Here is a 14,450-nt window from a genome sequence, read left to right as displayed (position 1 = left end):
AAATGAACGAAGAAACCAAAGGAGGCAAATTAACCGGATTTTTTGCGGTTTTACTTGCAAGTTTTTTAACGATTCAAGGTGCAAAATTGCTAGTACATCATTACTATGCTACGGTATATCCAACTTTATCACAAGCGCAAAAATTTGAGATTGTGAAAGAAAGTCAGATGACAAACTGGGAATTTTTAAAGTACGATTGGCAGAAATTCAAAGCTGAGGAAGGGTGGAAATAATGACAACAGCATATCAAGATGCTCCGGGTGGATACTATCAAGGTGGTAATGGTTGGGGAACGAGTGGTTATGGTGGCGGTGGCTATGGTAACTCAAGCATGGCAAATATGGGAGGGATCGTATCTGCCTGGGGTGGGAAGGGTCTTGCTAGTTCATACTCCTCCAGAGGAGCCAATGATACAGACAAAGCGATTGCGTCTGGAGGTGGGGCTCTTGCAGCAGCAGGGGCGGTAAAATCAATGGGGCTTATGGCAATAGGTAAAAGTATGTCGGTGCTAGGTATATCGGCAATACCCGCGCCACTAATAGGTGTCGCGGGTATTGCCGCAGTTGGGGCGATAACGTCAATCGCAATTGCAAAAAATGCACCGGCGATCAGCAAAGGTTTACAAAAAGCAGGAAGCTTCGCTTTTAAACAAACGGGCAAAATGCTATCCCAATCATCCCAATCTTTAGTACATACATATCAAACATATAATTCAAATTCTCCTACAAAGTCCGAACATCTCGATGGTGTGAGCAAAATGGCACAGCAAAGAGAAGAAAAGTTTAAAGGGTTCGTAAAAGAAGCCAGAAACAAAATGAAAGATGGACAAGAGATTAGAGGTGATCTTAAGCAGATGCATAATCTTAAACTGCCAACCGCACAGGCAAAACTTGAATTACATAAATTAACGACAGATTATCTCGTAAAAAACAATTTAAAAGACGGGAAGTTAGATACGACATCTTTACATCAGGATCTCAAAAAATTTGGAGAAGAAATTGGATTGGGCAAGGATGGGTTTAAGGAGCTTAAGGCGGGCGTAAATAATCGCCTAGAAGAGCACAAAGACAACTTCGTGCTTGACAAAAAAGATAATCGTGTCCAACTTCAAAAACCTTCAAAAGAAGTTGCAAAGGAAAAGGCAGAAAAAACAAAAGTACAGGGCAACAAAAAACTTGAAGAAATTCAGCAAAAGCAAGAAAGCAAGAAACAAGAGCAACAAAAAGACATCCCTGCAAAAGAGAGGTTGCAAGAGCAGGGAAAGGAGCATCGACAAGAGGGAAACGTGCATGGGGGTTAATCGCCCCCAACACAAAAAAACCATGGCATATTAAAAAAACCAGCACCAAAGCAAGAAATAACGCCTTTATTAAATATAAACAAAAAGCGCAGGCAAAGATTGCGTTGCAAAAAGAGAAGTTGCAAAAGGCTCGTATCGCAGAGTTGGAACGAGAGCTAGAACGGAAAAGAACAGCGAGCCTAAGTTTGCGGGAAAAAGAAGAGCAATTGATTGATTCACTCTGTTTACCTCGTCAACTTGAAAAGATCACATCAAAAATTTGGTCAATTGCTAAATTTTTAAGTTTCGTAATAACCGTTGTGGATCCAAGATATAAAAAATATCTTTTTTATGTGAAAGATGAAAACCGAGTGTATATCGGTAAAGATCTTCTTAAATACAAGATTATGCAAATTGACGGAGTTTGGAGCGATGATGAGACAGTCGTAAGACTGCTACAACAAATTGTAAACACCGCAAGATTAGTGAGTGGAAATTCTATCATTTTAGATCGATTTGAAAATCTTAATTTTAAAATTTTAAACAAGGGAAAAGAAGAAAAATACAACGGTGATTTTACTTTTATTTCTTTAAAGAATTTCGATGTCAAAGTAGAAATTGATGCGTTGAATGAAGCGGTAGCGGTAGGGACATGGGATGATGATGAAGAAGTATTAAATTCTGAATACCTTAAAATCTTGAAGTAGAGAGGGGAAAAATGAAGAAAAAAAATATAATCGAAAAATCGCTAGAAAATAAACGTTACAAAGCGATCGAAAAAATATCACATGAAACAGACATGAGGATTAAAAGCTGGATGATACAAGAGGGGATATATTTTGCTCCTATGTTATTTTTGGTCGCAGGATGGTGGTTTTACATTACTATAAAAAATGCATTTGCACCCTATGGCATTGATTATTCCTACTTTCAAACCCCTGGAATTATCGTATTTTTTTTAGGGGGTTTGATAAGCATCGCCTCTATTAAATATGCAAAACCGAAAGTCGAGGAAGCCCTAAAAAAAGAAACAAATGATTTAAGTGAAGATGTCTATCAGAAAGGTGCAAAATTTGATACATTGGTCAATTTTAACAAAAATATAAAGCAGTACATGGAAGAAGAACAGGCATTAAGCCATAATCCTAAGTCGCTAGAAATGTTTAAAATTAAGATGACACACCTTAATGAAGAGGATGATCAATATTATGATGAAGTGGAAGATCTTGTAATCCCTAGAATCTCTCTTGCTACTGGTCTTTGTATTATGGGAGCACCAGGACAGGGAAAATCGGTTTTGATAAATCAGATTATTAAACAAACACCCGCTACATCAAAGCAAATCATAATAGACGTTAAGGGCGAATTTCTCGAAAAACACTACAACAAAGAAACAGACTATATCTTGTGTCCCAGCGATGTAAGAACTTTACGTTTTTCTTTGTCAAATTTGCTAAAATCCAAGATTGACACGGGCATCATCGCGGAGACTCTAATCACCGACGACAAACAAAGCCAAGACCCACATTGGGTGGCGGCTGCAAGATGTGTGATGGAGGCGATTTTGATCTATGCCTCGAAAAGAAACTTAAGCAATAAAAAAATTTATGAAATGGTTTCTTCGCCTCGTGAACTCATCAAAATTCTCGACGATGAAGAAGCAAAAATGGTATCGGCACAGTTCCTATTCTTCGAAGCAAACGGTGCCCCGACTAGAGCGACGGAATCTGTTCTGTCGTCATTGATCAGAAAAGCAAAAATACTACAATATCTAGCCTATCTTGATGACATACCCGGCGAAAAAATGTATTTCGATAAGTGGGTTAACGATGGCAAGGGTGGAAAGTTGTTCCTCGTCGCGACCGAAAATCTTAGCAAAGTTTTTTCTCCGCTATATGGAGTCATTACATCGTATTTATTGTCATCGATCTTAGATCTCGAAGACACAAAAACAAGAGACTATTATTTTATCCTGGATGAGTTACCTCGGCTTGGAAAAATCATCGGGGAAAACCTCGAAAAAGCACTTGCAGTTGGTCGATCCAAAGGCATAAAAGTCCTTATGGCTATGCAATCATATTCTCAGATCAAAAAAGAATTTGGTGAGAAAGAAGCGGAATCAATGCTTGACACGACGAACTCTTTTTTGATCTTTAAAAATAATTTTGGTGCCCAGTTCCTCGAAAAATTATTTGGTAAAACAACAATAATCCGCAACAACGAAAGCTTCAGTTTCGGTATGCATGATATGGCAGACCGATCACAATTGCAAAGACAAATGGTTAAAGAAAATCTTATTGACGAGAGCGAAATAACGATGCTTAACAAGTTTGAATTTTACGCAAAAATTGAAGGGTGCAAGTGGATCTTAAAAGGTAAGTTCGCACCGGTTTTTTTAAAAAACAATGGCACAAAAAAATATATTGAGTCTAAGACAATGGCGGTAAAAGTGCTTACCGAAGAGATGGAAAAAAATATACAAAATATACAAAACAAATATATTGATTTTCAACTGGCCGGTAGAAAAAATGCTGAACTCAAAGTTAATTTCTGAATATTGTAATAAAGAATGGAGGATTGCAAATGCTAGTTACAAAAACAGACTTAATTATTAAAATTAAGATTATAACTCGCACAAAATTTGAAAAAATGGAAAAAGAAGGGCTGATAGTACCAACGATATTTTCGGACGGTAGTAGAAGATACGAGATAGAAACGATCGAAGAGATTAAAAAACAGCAGGAAAAGAAACTTCTTGACGATCGAGCGAAGAAAATTGAAAAGGAGAAGATGGATGGGGAAAAATTAAAAAAAAAGTGGGAGGAAAAACATGAAATAGAAAAATCTATTTTTCAAGAGGGCATTAACCCTATATCACAGAGTAAATTAAGCCCGTATCACGGGCAGATCAAATTACTCGTCGAAAAAAGCAGAAGCGTTAGAAAAGCGTGGTTGAGATTTCTTAGTGAAAATAAAGACATTTCGATATGTTATAACACCTTTCTTTACTACGTGAAGACATACTTATCTAAAAAATTAAAGGAGAAAAAATGAAAAAAGTTTTGACGGCAATAACAGTGATAACAGTATTGGTCTCTTGCGCTTGCGCAGAGACCAACTGGTGGGAAAACAAAAATGTAATTGCAACCATAAAAGAAGGTGTTGCGAACATACAGACACAAAAAGATAAACCATGGGTGAAAAATACAACAAATTCTGCTATGGGTAAAAACGGGATGATATACATGCGAAGTTTTTGTAACGCGAGAGGGAGTATCCTAACTGCTCAATATGGTACGCTTAAAGACACCGTAAGTTCGATAGGATTACCAACAAATACGATAGATAGAAGCTTCCAGTGGAGCAACCTAGTTTTTAACTCAAATATGTATCTCATACACTCAAAAGATGCATACGAGTATTATTATCGTTTGTATCAACTTATTTCATTACGGACTTTTTTACGCCCTAATCGAAACGGAGAAACTTACATACACGGAGAAATTGAAAGTGGATTTACAAGTTGGTGTGTGACAGCTTTAACCAAAAAGAAAAATTGGACAGGATTTAATGAGACTTCGACAGTAATAGGTTTTTACGAAGGTATGGGTAAAAGGAGATTTGTTCAAAAAGCATTTTTTAATTACATTTTGTTTGCGGGAAACGAATTGAATGATTTGTCTAACAATCAATTCTCAAAAAAATATTTTGCAAAATTTGAACCAGACTGGCAAAGAATGAGAATGTTACTTGAAAAGTTGCGATCTCAAAATAAAAAAGGAGGTGTGAAATGAGAAAAGTAATTATAGTTGCATTTTTAATAATGTTTGGAGGAAGTGCTTTATCTGCCAACACAAGCCGTATAGATGCACGTATAAATTCAGCTATTGCTAAATTTGACAAGAGGATAAAAAGTGGCGGCTATGGAAATGATATTTCAGGGTTTGTTGCTGATGCTATTAATTGCACAGCTGCATTAATAGCAAAAAATCCAAATGACCTAATACCTGCAACGGCAGATAAAGTAAGCAAGGGACTTGCGTCAAGCGGTAAGCTGATGGATGATTTAATAGATTTTGCAGGTGCGCGTAAAGGTTCAATTATAGGTTTACTACAAAGTGGCCAAGTCCCGTCACAGGTAAACCTTAAAAGTGTAGATCTTTCAACAAAAGGAAATTCTTTAACTGTATCTTATGATACAACTGCACTTTGGGTTAGATTCATCCAATTTCCAAGATATTTCACGGGAAAAAGCAAGAGTTTTATGATTAAGAGGAGATTGCTTATGATTTCATTTCTTCTTTCCGAAGGATATTATTCTACTGATTTTTCCAATGGGGTAATGAAACATGAATTCGTTACTACTGTAAAACTTGCATTAAGGGGAAATGCAAAAGCTATTAAAATACTAACACTTTTATCAAATTATCCGAAACTAGAAAGCTACCTAGAAAGTATTAGGCCTGTGAATTTGGCAACTAAAATGATATTTAAAAAATTTGAATATTTTGGATATCACATAAGAGGCATGGAGCAATGAAAACAAGTTTGAATATTTTCCTTGTTTTGTTACTTTTATCGCCTGTTCTATCATTTGCAGACATTTCAAATAGCTCTCGAAAAGACACGAGTAGTAGCGAGGCAAAAAAAGAGATGCATCAAATGAGTCATCAGTTTCAAAAAAGTGAAAACATAACAAAATCAAGGGGAAATGAGCACAGTACGTCTAGCTCAACCACCAAAACTTTGAGTGAAATCAAAAGTTCAACAAAAACTGTGAGTCAGACAAAAACTGGCTCATGGGATATTAAAATCAATCCGATTCCATATGTTCTTATTCAGCTTAGGAAATACAATTGGCCTCGCAAAGCATTTTTCTTGGGTAATGATGATGTTGGAACATCTTATTACGTTAATGGAGATGAAGATATAGTTAACAATCTTGCGATGAACTATTATCAAAAAAAAGCACAACAAAGAGCAAGAATGGAAGATAAAAATATTAAAAAAATTAAAAAGATAGTTGAATTGTTAAATTACACTTCACAGATAGTTAATTCTACGATCAAGACACTTACCGGCTTCCCTGGAGAAAATACTATCGATAATATCCAAATCAGGGTTGCAATGGCTCTAAAAGTAGCAGTACAGCAAACTCTACCACAAAAAATTTACATCTATGAATGCAATTTTGGTGGAAATAATGATACATATTCTTGTAATAACGGAGAATATACATTACAGCTTACAAGTTCAATACCTATACTATTTAAAAATGGTTCAGTCTTGTATTCATCGGATAGAGTTGGTTATTCCACGCCTCTTCTTACACTTGCTTATGCAACTAGCACAAGTAATGCTCTCTCCAAACTATCTCAAAATAGTTCAACACGAAGTATCACGAATATGGTCCGTCGATACACTAGCCATCTCAAGAGTATAGGTAAACAACAAATCGCACAGAAAATTGAAAATGCTTTTGTAGAAAAATCCTTAACGCATAACATTACGAATTCAGCAAGTGCAACCGTTCAGGCGATTAACTCAGGCTCGCCTTTGGCCGTCTTAAAAATATTCCAGTAAAAGGAGCAACAATGTGGGATTATATTAAGAATTTTGTAATTATTTCGGTTATTGTGCTACCAACGCTATTACTTATTACCTATTCTGTAAATACCTACACAAAAACAAGTGCAAAGCTAAATTTCTTGAGTATGAAAGAGTTTGTCTGCACTCAACAAAATGGTACCACTATAGTTCTCTCAAAAAAGATGGGGTATACCTTTAAAGATCGCTATTTCATCAAAGAAAATCAAGCAATCAACATCAATAGCTGCAATGTGCTTGAATGAGTGAAATCTTGCGTTGATTGAAAGAAGCATTGTTGAAATCCATTATTTAGTGGTATAATTATCAGCATATTTAATTTTGGAGGCAAATGAAAGTGAGCAAAAATATTATTAGATTTAAAAAGACTAAATATTTTTTGGTTTTATTATTTATAGGGATACTAGTAGGTTTTTTATATGCGTTTTTACACAAAAAAACTTATAGAATCGTTGCAAAAAGTATGAGCCCTACATTACAAGTAGGTGATATTTTAATGGCAAAACCTTTCTCCGATTTGTCACAAATCAAAAGAGGTGACATTTTAATATTTAAATATCCTCAGAATATAAAAGTCATATACGCCAAACGTTGTGTAGCCTTCGGTGGAGATCAAATCCTCTATGCAGATAAAACACTTTATATTAGATTTCGCGAAGGCGATGCTTATATGAAGAAAAACTTCCAAGCGGATCAAATCGTCACGTTTGGCGGTAAAATCTGGGTCAAAAATCCATATTTTTATAAATATCCCGGTATTCACTATGACCAAAGCGTCAATATCTTTCAACAAATGGGTTTGTATATGAATATCAATCAACTGGCAATGCAACCGGCACTAGTTGCAGAATTACCTAAAAAACCGGGTCTAGTTTATAATGCATTTTATACAAAAGTTCCAAAAAATAAATACTTCATGATAGGTGACAACAGAGATCACTCCAATGACAGTAGATTTTGGGGTAGTATTCCCGCGCAAGACATAGTTGGCTATGCATATTTTGCAAATGGAGAAAGCACTGAACAACATATCAGAGATAGAAGAAAAGAATTGATTCAAACCAAGTTAGCCAAAAATAAAGATCTTCCACTTATGCTCAATAACAATTTGCAGTCTGTTAAATATACAAGTAGCAATTCAAACGAGATAACCCTTTATTTGAAATACCCATATTATACAAAAAACGATATTCTTAAAAACTTCAAAGATGAACAAGATTTTATCAAAAGCTTTTCCGACAATGAAAAAAGTGGTACCTGTGCTTTACTTTTTAGCAACAAAAACAATAATGTACAAAGCTATTTGCTTTCCGGCATTAAAATACATGAGATATTTCTTAGCAAAAATAATATTGAACTTATTACAATTCTAATCGATAAAGAATCATGTTCACCATATCTATATCATCAAACTTTTTCAAAGGATAATTAATGGATAATTCAGTCTATTATATAATGCTTATAGGTATTATCATATGGATATATTCTTTATTTTCTGTCATTTCCAATGAATTTCAAAATAATAATAAATTAATATGGATCATATTATTAATTTTTTTACCTTTTAGCGCTTTACTCTATATTTTTATAGGGAAGAAGCAAATTGTCAAAAACAATATTGAAAGCACTTCTCAACCACAGGGTAAGAAAAAATCTTATGATGAATTTTTTATTTTTTTAGCATTTGTAATAGCAGCCTATCCTGCAGTAGAGTTTTTTTATTATATCATTGAAAAATTTAGAATTACTCCAGAGGACTATTTTGGAAATATTGGCAAAATTGTTATCTTGGGTGTCCTGACATTTGTATTTTCAATTCCTGCACTACTCTTAATTGAAGTATTAAAAAAGATCATACTACTAATAATTGCTTATATAAAAAGTAAAGAATTTAAAAAAATACTTATTATTGCTATCATTAGTGGAATATTGTTTATCTTTCTTGGGACAGGATATAATGTTTATGATAGGCATATTAAACAGGCTAATCAAGTCCAAAAGTTACTAGTTAGCAATGAACTATTTCAAGCAAAAGAATATTTATCTCAGAAGGAATATCAAAAAGCTTTCAAGCTCTACACTGTTTTGGCAGAAAAGAATATTCCAGAGGCCCAATTTCAACTTGGAAAATTATATTTTCAAAGTAATATTCCAGAAGGCAATAACTATCAAGAAGCTTTCGTTTGGATTCATAAAGCAGCTCTTAATGGCAATAAGTCCGCAGAAGAGGCATTAAGTTATATGTATGAAAAAGGTTATGGCGTCAAACAAGATTTAAATCAATCCAAGCATTGGCATCAAAAATCAGAAATGTAACCAACCTTAATTCACTTCTCACTGTGTTTAGAATATTCCAGTAAGAGCTATCTTACTGGAATACTATCTCGCGTTACATTGTAACACTGAGGTAACAAAGCGGTAACGCTCTCATCTTCTCTTTGCCATACGTTCCTTATGATACGACGCAAAATCAAATTTTCCTTTTCTTTTTCCCTCCAGGATCTCTCTGCTCGATAATCGAGATTATTTCATTTTGTTCCGCTTCAAATTCTTTTTTGTGCAGCAGTTTGTAGTCGCATTTTGAGACCTTAAATATTCAAACCAATCAACCACTTATTCAGACAAAATCATCCGAAAACCGATTGACAGAAGGACGCTTTATTTTTTTAATTATAGCATTTTTTACCGCACTCCTACGATGTTTTCATAACCGTTACAATGTAACAGCGATGTAACAAAAAATATATTGATTTATCGTTAATTTCTGAATATAAGTAAGAGAATAATCAGAAAAAGGAACAAGAGATGATTGCAACACCAGCTTGGATAGGTGCTAATTCAGCGATGGAATATCATGTGGAGAGCAAAGACAACTACTATCAACAAGAGGGGGATCTTGGACAATGGCAAGGCAAAGGCGCTGAGAGTCTGGGTTTTGTTGGGGTGGTTACAGAAAAAGAACTTGAAAAAGCTTTGTGGGGTAAAAGCAATGAAGGAAATCAAGTCGTTGGAACAAGACTAGATAAAGATGGTGACAGAAAAAGAGCTGCACTTGATTTAACATTCAATGCCCCAAAATCTGTATCGGTAGCTTTAGAACTTGCAAACGCAACGGGGGATAAAAAACTAGCGACCGCAATTATGAATGCACACCATAAAGCCGTTGAAAAAGGTGTTGATAACTTTGAAAGATTGATACAAACACGAGAAACAATTGATGGTAATACCACAAAATACAGAAGCGGGAATATTGCGGTTGCTAAATTTACCCACTCGGTAGCGCGTCCGGTCAAAAACGGAGAAACTGGGAAAACAACCGTAGATCCTTCCTTACACACTCATGCAGTCGTTATGAATATGACACAAGCAAAAGATGGAACTTTTAAAGCAATTGAAACCGGTGATATTTTCAAAGAATATATTAAGGTGGGTTCTTTGTATCGTATGGAACTTGCCAACTCAATGTCTGAGTTAGGATTCGATATAAGAATTGTTAATCAAAGCCAGGCATTCTTTGAAATAGATTTTAAAACCAAAGATGACGATAAATTATTAGAAGAATTCTCAAAACGCTCAGTGCAACTCAACGAAGAAAGTCTCATCAAAGAGTTAAAACAAAAATATCCAAATAAAAGTGACAGCGAGATCAAGCAAATGGCTGCATATCACTCAAGAGAATGGAAAGGAAAAATTGACAGAAAAGCGGTAGAACAAGACAACCTAAAAAGAGCCGAAGCGTTAGGGTTTGATAAGGGAAAACATTTACAAGTTAATCCAGGCAAAAATGAAATTCTAAGCCGTGATGATAAGATAGAAAAAGCAAAAGAATATCTCGAAAATGCAACTTATGCTTTAAGCGAAGAAACATCCGTGTTTTCTCAAAATGACATTGTTACCATTGCCGGGAAAATGGCAATGAGAGAGCATATAGCACCAAGTGTCTTTGAGGAAGCTCTTTTTACTAAAAACCACACTATGATTTCTCTCGGTGAAGACAAATACACGACAGCCTCAATATTATCCGCAGAGCATGACTTAATTGAATCAGTCAAGGAGACTAAAACGATCAAGCAGGCGTACTTAAAAAGAGATGCTAAAGAACTTGTCGAGAATTATTCTAACGAACAACAAGATAGAACAGGCAAAAGTTTGACTATAGGGCAGCAAAAAGCAACAGTACATATCCTAAGCAATAAAAATCAAGTTATCGGTATTCAGGGTGACGCCGGTGTAGGCAAGACTACAATGTTGAAAGCTCTTAACGAGTTAAAATCATCTAATACAAAGATTATAGGTTTATCCTATACCGGTAAAGCTGCAAATGAAATAGAATTAAAAACCGCAATCAAATCTAAAGAAGTTTTTAAAGGTGCCGGCATTGAAAGCTCAACCATTGCAAGCTTTCTAAACAAATACGAAAAAGGTTATCTTGAACTAGATGGAGACAAAGATCTAAAAATCATTGTTGACGAAGCAAGTATGCTAGGAACAAAGGATGCTGCAAAACTTGTTCAAATTGCAAACGAGACAAAAGCGCAATTGGTCTTTATCGGTGATGAAAAACAGTTTAAAGCAATCGGCGCCGGAGATCCATTTGTACTACTCAAAAATCATGCTGATATGAAAACCGTAAATATGAATGAAGTATTAAGACAAAAAGATCAAACATTAAAAAGCGCAGTTTGGGCACTTAATCAATACGATAGTGCTAAAGCTTTTGGCATTCTTGATAAGAAAGGAATCATCCAGGAGACGAAAGACGGAGTTGATGCGGTCATTAATGAGTATTTCAAGGATGATGAAGACAAATTGGCGGTCGTAGCCGGGAGAGAAAGCCACAAAGACAATATAATTCTAACCAACACAAATAAAGTAAAAGACACAATAAACGAAAGGATCAGATCAAGACTTCAAGATGCAGGCGTAGTAGATCAAAGAAGCACTCGTTTTACGGTAAAACAATCTAGCAATTTAACCCCAAGCAAGAAATTCCTCGCAGAGAGCTATGAAGAGAGCAGTCATGTATTTCTACAAGCAGCCATTGGGGATCTTAAAGCGGGGAGAGAACTAAGGATTACAAGCGTTAACACCGACAAAAATACTATTCAACTAGATGGAGAATATGAAATTGATCTTAAAAAATACGGTAAAAATATACAAGCATACTTTGAAAAGGATATAAACTTATCCATTAATGAAAAAATCGTTTTTACAAAAAATGATAAAAAGCTAGGTATTAATAACGGAGAGAATGCAGTTTTAAAAAATATAGATAGCGAAGGGAACTTAACTTTTTTTATTCAGGATAAGAAGAATGAATTGACATTTAATATCAAAGATTACAATTATCTTGATTACGGATATGCAGTTACTACAATGAAAGCACAAGGTCAAACCGCTAAAAATGTTATTGTATATATGGATGCTACAAATCAAAACTTTAACTCTTTCTATGTCGCGATCACAAGAGCAGAAGAAAATTTGATGATTTTTACAAATAACAAAGAGCAATTAAAGAGTTTTGTAGAAGTTGAACAACTAAAGTACAACGCGACGACATATTGGGACCAACTACAAAAGCAAGATGACGATAAGATTTCAAGATCGCAGAAAGAAAATAAGTTTAACAATGTCCAAGAAAAGTCCAAAGAAAGTCCAACCGTGTCCGATGGAAGCTATAAAAAGATTGAATTTGCAAACAAAATATCAGAACAACTCAACATTGAGTTCAATCAAGATCAACAAACCGTAGGACATTTTATAAAAGATAATTTACATTCGTACAATGAATCAATTGTGAATGCACCGGTAAGTGAAAAGCAATTAGAATTTATGTATAAAATTGCCGATACATTATACATAGATATCCCCGATCATATCACAAAAACAACTGCAAAAGACTTTATCAACGAACATATTAGCGAGTTTAAAGACGTGATGGACGATAGACACTCTTTTCTGCTTGATATCAATCCTGACAACTTAAGTCTTGATAACCAAGAAAAATATTATAACGATCTGATCACTGACATAAGCAAGGAAAAAGATTTTATAAAAACTTTTGAAAAGATACAGCACTACAATAATCATAACGATGTCACCATGTATGAAAAGCTGATACAAGTAGATAAGCTCGCAGATACTTTGAACATTAAAGGCATGGAGATAGCGAACAGAGCATTAGAAAACAATTTTGAGAAAGAATACATTGAGGCTTACGGCTTGAGAGACAAACCTTATGAGATAGCAAAATTCATAAACAATTACACCAGTAAATATGAAGTTGAAAAAGAAATAGCAAAGTTTGAACTTGTAGAAGAGAAAGCAAACAAAATGCTATATGATGGCATGGAAAAGGCTATTGAAAAAGAGGGACTAGAGATCAGTGATGAGAAAGTGCAAAAGATGCTAGATGTTAACAGTCAAATATTATTGTCTTTACAAGATGGAAAAGAAGATTATGAATCTTATTTAGAGAAGGAAGCACTTAAAGAAGAAATTTCTGAATATCTTCAAGAAGATAACATATACCAAGCAAGTCAACTGCTAAATGAAAACAAAGAATTGATTGAAGAACACGAGTACAATTATTTTGAGGAACAGCTAGACGCCAAAATGAATATTCTGTTTGACAAAGAAGCCAAAAACATTATCAAAAACAATGAAAGGCAAGAAAGATTTGAGAGGGAAGAAATGGTTGAGTTAGAAGAAAGCAAAGAAAATGAAAATAATATGGGGATTGAAAATGATGGAAGGTAAAAACAATATAACAAAAAGAAAACAAAAGCCAGGGAAAAAAAGTGTTCTGGATGATTATATAGACGAAATAAAAATGTATCTTGAAATGGATGTTGGAATAGCAAGTATATGGAAAATTTTAAGCAATAAAAACCTTAAAAATAAAAATATAACATATAATGGTTTTTATAAATATTGCAAAAGAAGAGGACTATAACCACCTTTTTGATTTTTGTACAAAAACTAAATATTCTAAATAATATTCTTTATTCGTAAAAATAATTTGCACATCCTGGTCCTCTAGTAGATATTTAGCACAGGAGATTAGATTTTTTTTGTCTAATTTTGTTGTAAAATCTGTTGTCTTGAAATTCACATGTACAACATTATTGATGCCTTCAAAAAATTCATCAATTTTTAAGATTAAACTTTGGGTTGTATTAATGTCTTCATTTTGTTTTAACAGAAAAATGAAGGCATTTAATGCCCTTAACGGGAAAAGAAACAACTTAGTATTAACTGCTATTTTCTGATCATTACCGTATTTTTTATTGTTAGTATCTACTTTAAATATAAAATTTAAATCCAAATCGTTTTGTACTGCAAACGTAACAAGTGTTTGATAGTTAATTGTGTCGCGGGCTAGCCATGTGGATATAGCTGTATCGTTCAATCCAAGTTTTTGTGCCAACTCTTTGTTATTTTTGGCTTGAAGTAATTGTTTAAATTTATTGATAATAGAAAGATTATAGTTCATGTTTGTGCCTTTTTTTGTTAATTGTAAATGTCAACTTGACATTTACATGTCATTTTGATATAATTATAC

14 protein-coding genes are annotated in these 14,450 nt (G+C 34.3%); 13 read left to right on the top strand and 1 reads right to left on the bottom strand.

The genetic code is table 11. The features are described 5' to 3' along the window. Window positions 1–2: 2 nt before the first annotated feature. The 13 genes from SFB89_RS00620 to SFB89_RS00560 all read left to right on the top strand — a co-directional run bounded on the left by SFB89_RS00620 (window position 3) and on the right by SFB89_RS00560 (window position 13,841). The gene (locus SFB89_RS00620; RefSeq protein ID WP_331775018.1) at window positions 3–233 is read left to right on the top strand and encodes a hypothetical protein; all 231 of its coding nucleotides are present in this window, start codon (window positions 3–5) and stop codon (window positions 231–233) included. Continuing rightward, window positions 233–1,300: a hypothetical protein gene (locus SFB89_RS00615; RefSeq protein ID WP_331775017.1), complete on the top strand. Its 1,068-nt coding sequence runs from the start codon at window positions 233–235 to the stop codon at window positions 1,298–1,300. The genes SFB89_RS00620 and SFB89_RS00615 overlap by 1 nt, the downstream gene beginning before the upstream one ends. Before the next feature lie 104 nt (window positions 1,301–1,404). Next, window positions 1,405–1,986 carry a hypothetical protein gene (locus tag SFB89_RS00610; protein ID WP_331775016.1) on the top strand — a complete coding sequence of 194 codons (582 nt, stop codon included), beginning with the start codon at window positions 1,405–1,407 and terminating at the stop codon, window positions 1,984–1,986. An 11-nt stretch (window positions 1,987–1,997) separates the two neighbouring features. Next, window positions 1,998–3,833 carry a type IV secretory system conjugative DNA transfer family protein gene (locus SFB89_RS00605; RefSeq protein ID WP_331775015.1) on the top strand — a complete coding sequence of 612 codons (1,836 nt, stop codon included), beginning with the start codon at window positions 1,998–2,000 and terminating at the stop codon, window positions 3,831–3,833. Window positions 3,834–3,862: 29 nt separating this feature from the next. Then, window positions 3,863–4,333, top strand: a complete 471-nt coding sequence (locus SFB89_RS00600; RefSeq protein WP_331775014.1) for a hypothetical protein — start codon at window positions 3,863–3,865, stop codon at window positions 4,331–4,333. Next, window positions 4,330–5,073, top strand: coding sequence for a hypothetical protein (locus SFB89_RS00595; protein WP_331775013.1), 744 nt, complete (start codon window positions 4,330–4,332; stop codon window positions 5,071–5,073). The genes SFB89_RS00600 and SFB89_RS00595 overlap by 4 nt, the downstream gene beginning before the upstream one ends. Continuing rightward, window positions 5,070–5,819 (top strand): hypothetical protein, encoded by a 750-nt coding sequence (locus SFB89_RS00590; RefSeq protein ID WP_331775012.1) that lies wholly within the window; start codon window positions 5,070–5,072, stop codon window positions 5,817–5,819. Before SFB89_RS00595 ends, SFB89_RS00590 begins: the two co-directional genes overlap by 4 nt. After that, window positions 5,816–6,862: a hypothetical protein gene (locus tag SFB89_RS00585; protein WP_331775011.1), complete on the top strand. Its 1,047-nt coding sequence runs from the start codon at window positions 5,816–5,818 to the stop codon at window positions 6,860–6,862. Before SFB89_RS00590 ends, SFB89_RS00585 begins: the two co-directional genes overlap by 4 nt. Window positions 6,863–6,873: 11 nt before the next feature. Next, a complete protein-coding gene (locus SFB89_RS00580; RefSeq protein ID WP_331775010.1) occupies window positions 6,874–7,131 on the top strand; it encodes a hypothetical protein in 258 nt (85 codons plus the stop codon). A gap of 86 nt (window positions 7,132–7,217) precedes the next feature. Continuing rightward, a complete protein-coding gene (lepB, locus tag SFB89_RS00575; RefSeq protein WP_331775009.1) occupies window positions 7,218–8,318 on the top strand; it encodes a signal peptidase I in 1,101 nt (366 codons plus the stop codon). Beyond that, complete coding sequence (locus SFB89_RS00570; protein ID WP_331775008.1) at window positions 8,318–9,202, top strand: tetratricopeptide repeat protein; 885 nt, start codon at window positions 8,318–8,320, stop codon at window positions 9,200–9,202. The genes lepB and SFB89_RS00570 overlap by 1 nt, the downstream gene beginning before the upstream one ends. Before the next feature lie 489 nt (window positions 9,203–9,691). Next, entirely contained in the window at window positions 9,692–13,645 is a 3,954-nt protein-coding gene (gene mobF / locus SFB89_RS00565) for a MobF family relaxase (RefSeq protein WP_331775007.1), read from the top strand. Next, a complete protein-coding gene (locus SFB89_RS00560; protein WP_331775006.1) occupies window positions 13,632–13,841 on the top strand; it encodes a hypothetical protein in 210 nt (69 codons plus the stop codon). Before mobF ends, SFB89_RS00560 begins: the two co-directional genes overlap by 14 nt. Here SFB89_RS00560 and SFB89_RS00555 read toward each other — a convergent pair. Then, entirely contained in the window at window positions 13,836–14,381 is a 546-nt protein-coding gene (locus tag SFB89_RS00555; protein ID WP_331775005.1) for a helix-turn-helix domain-containing protein, read from the bottom strand. The two genes, SFB89_RS00560 and SFB89_RS00555, sit on opposite strands and share 6 nt — an antisense overlap. Between the last annotated feature and the right edge of the window lie 69 nt (window positions 14,382–14,450).

Source organism: Sulfurospirillum sp. 1612 (assembly GCF_036556685.1).
Taxonomy (GTDB): domain Bacteria; phylum Campylobacterota; class Campylobacteria; order Campylobacterales; family Sulfurospirillaceae; genus JAADIZ01.
The sequence above is the reverse complement of the archived record's forward strand: the minus strand, read 5'-3'. Positions and strand labels throughout refer to the sequence as shown.

Bases quoted from the DNA above. Each gene is read 5' to 3' on its own strand.
- lepB (WP_331775009.1), top strand. From the start codon at position 7,218: ATGAAAGTGAGCAAAAATATTATTAGATTTAAAAAGACTAAATATTTT.
- SFB89_RS00580 (WP_331775010.1), top strand. From the start codon at position 6,874: ATGTGGGATTATATTAAGAATTTTGTAATTATTTCGGTTATTGTGCTA.
- SFB89_RS00600 (WP_331775014.1), top strand. From the start codon at position 3,863: ATGCTAGTTACAAAAACAGACTTAATTATTAAAATTAAGATTATAACT.
- SFB89_RS00560 (WP_331775006.1), top strand. From the start codon at position 13,632: ATGATGGAAGGTAAAAACAATATAACAAAAAGAAAACAAAAGCCAGGG.
- SFB89_RS00615 (WP_331775017.1), top strand. From the start codon at position 233: ATGACAACAGCATATCAAGATGCTCCGGGTGGATACTATCAAGGTGGT.
- mobF (WP_331775007.1), top strand. From the start codon at position 9,692: ATGATTGCAACACCAGCTTGGATAGGTGCTAATTCAGCGATGGAATAT.
- SFB89_RS00605 (WP_331775015.1), top strand. From the start codon at position 1,998: ATGAAGAAAAAAAATATAATCGAAAAATCGCTAGAAAATAAACGTTAC.
- SFB89_RS00555 (WP_331775005.1), bottom strand. From the start codon at position 14,381: ATGAACTATAATCTTTCTATTATCAATAAATTTAAACAATTACTTCAA.
- SFB89_RS00570 (WP_331775008.1), top strand. From the start codon at position 8,318: ATGGATAATTCAGTCTATTATATAATGCTTATAGGTATTATCATATGG.
- SFB89_RS00585 (WP_331775011.1), top strand. From the start codon at position 5,816: ATGAAAACAAGTTTGAATATTTTCCTTGTTTTGTTACTTTTATCGCCT.
- SFB89_RS00590 (WP_331775012.1), top strand. From the start codon at position 5,070: ATGAGAAAAGTAATTATAGTTGCATTTTTAATAATGTTTGGAGGAAGT.
- SFB89_RS00595 (WP_331775013.1), top strand. From the start codon at position 4,330: ATGAAAAAAGTTTTGACGGCAATAACAGTGATAACAGTATTGGTCTCT.
- SFB89_RS00620 (WP_331775018.1), top strand. From the start codon at position 3: ATGAACGAAGAAACCAAAGGAGGCAAATTAACCGGATTTTTTGCGGTT.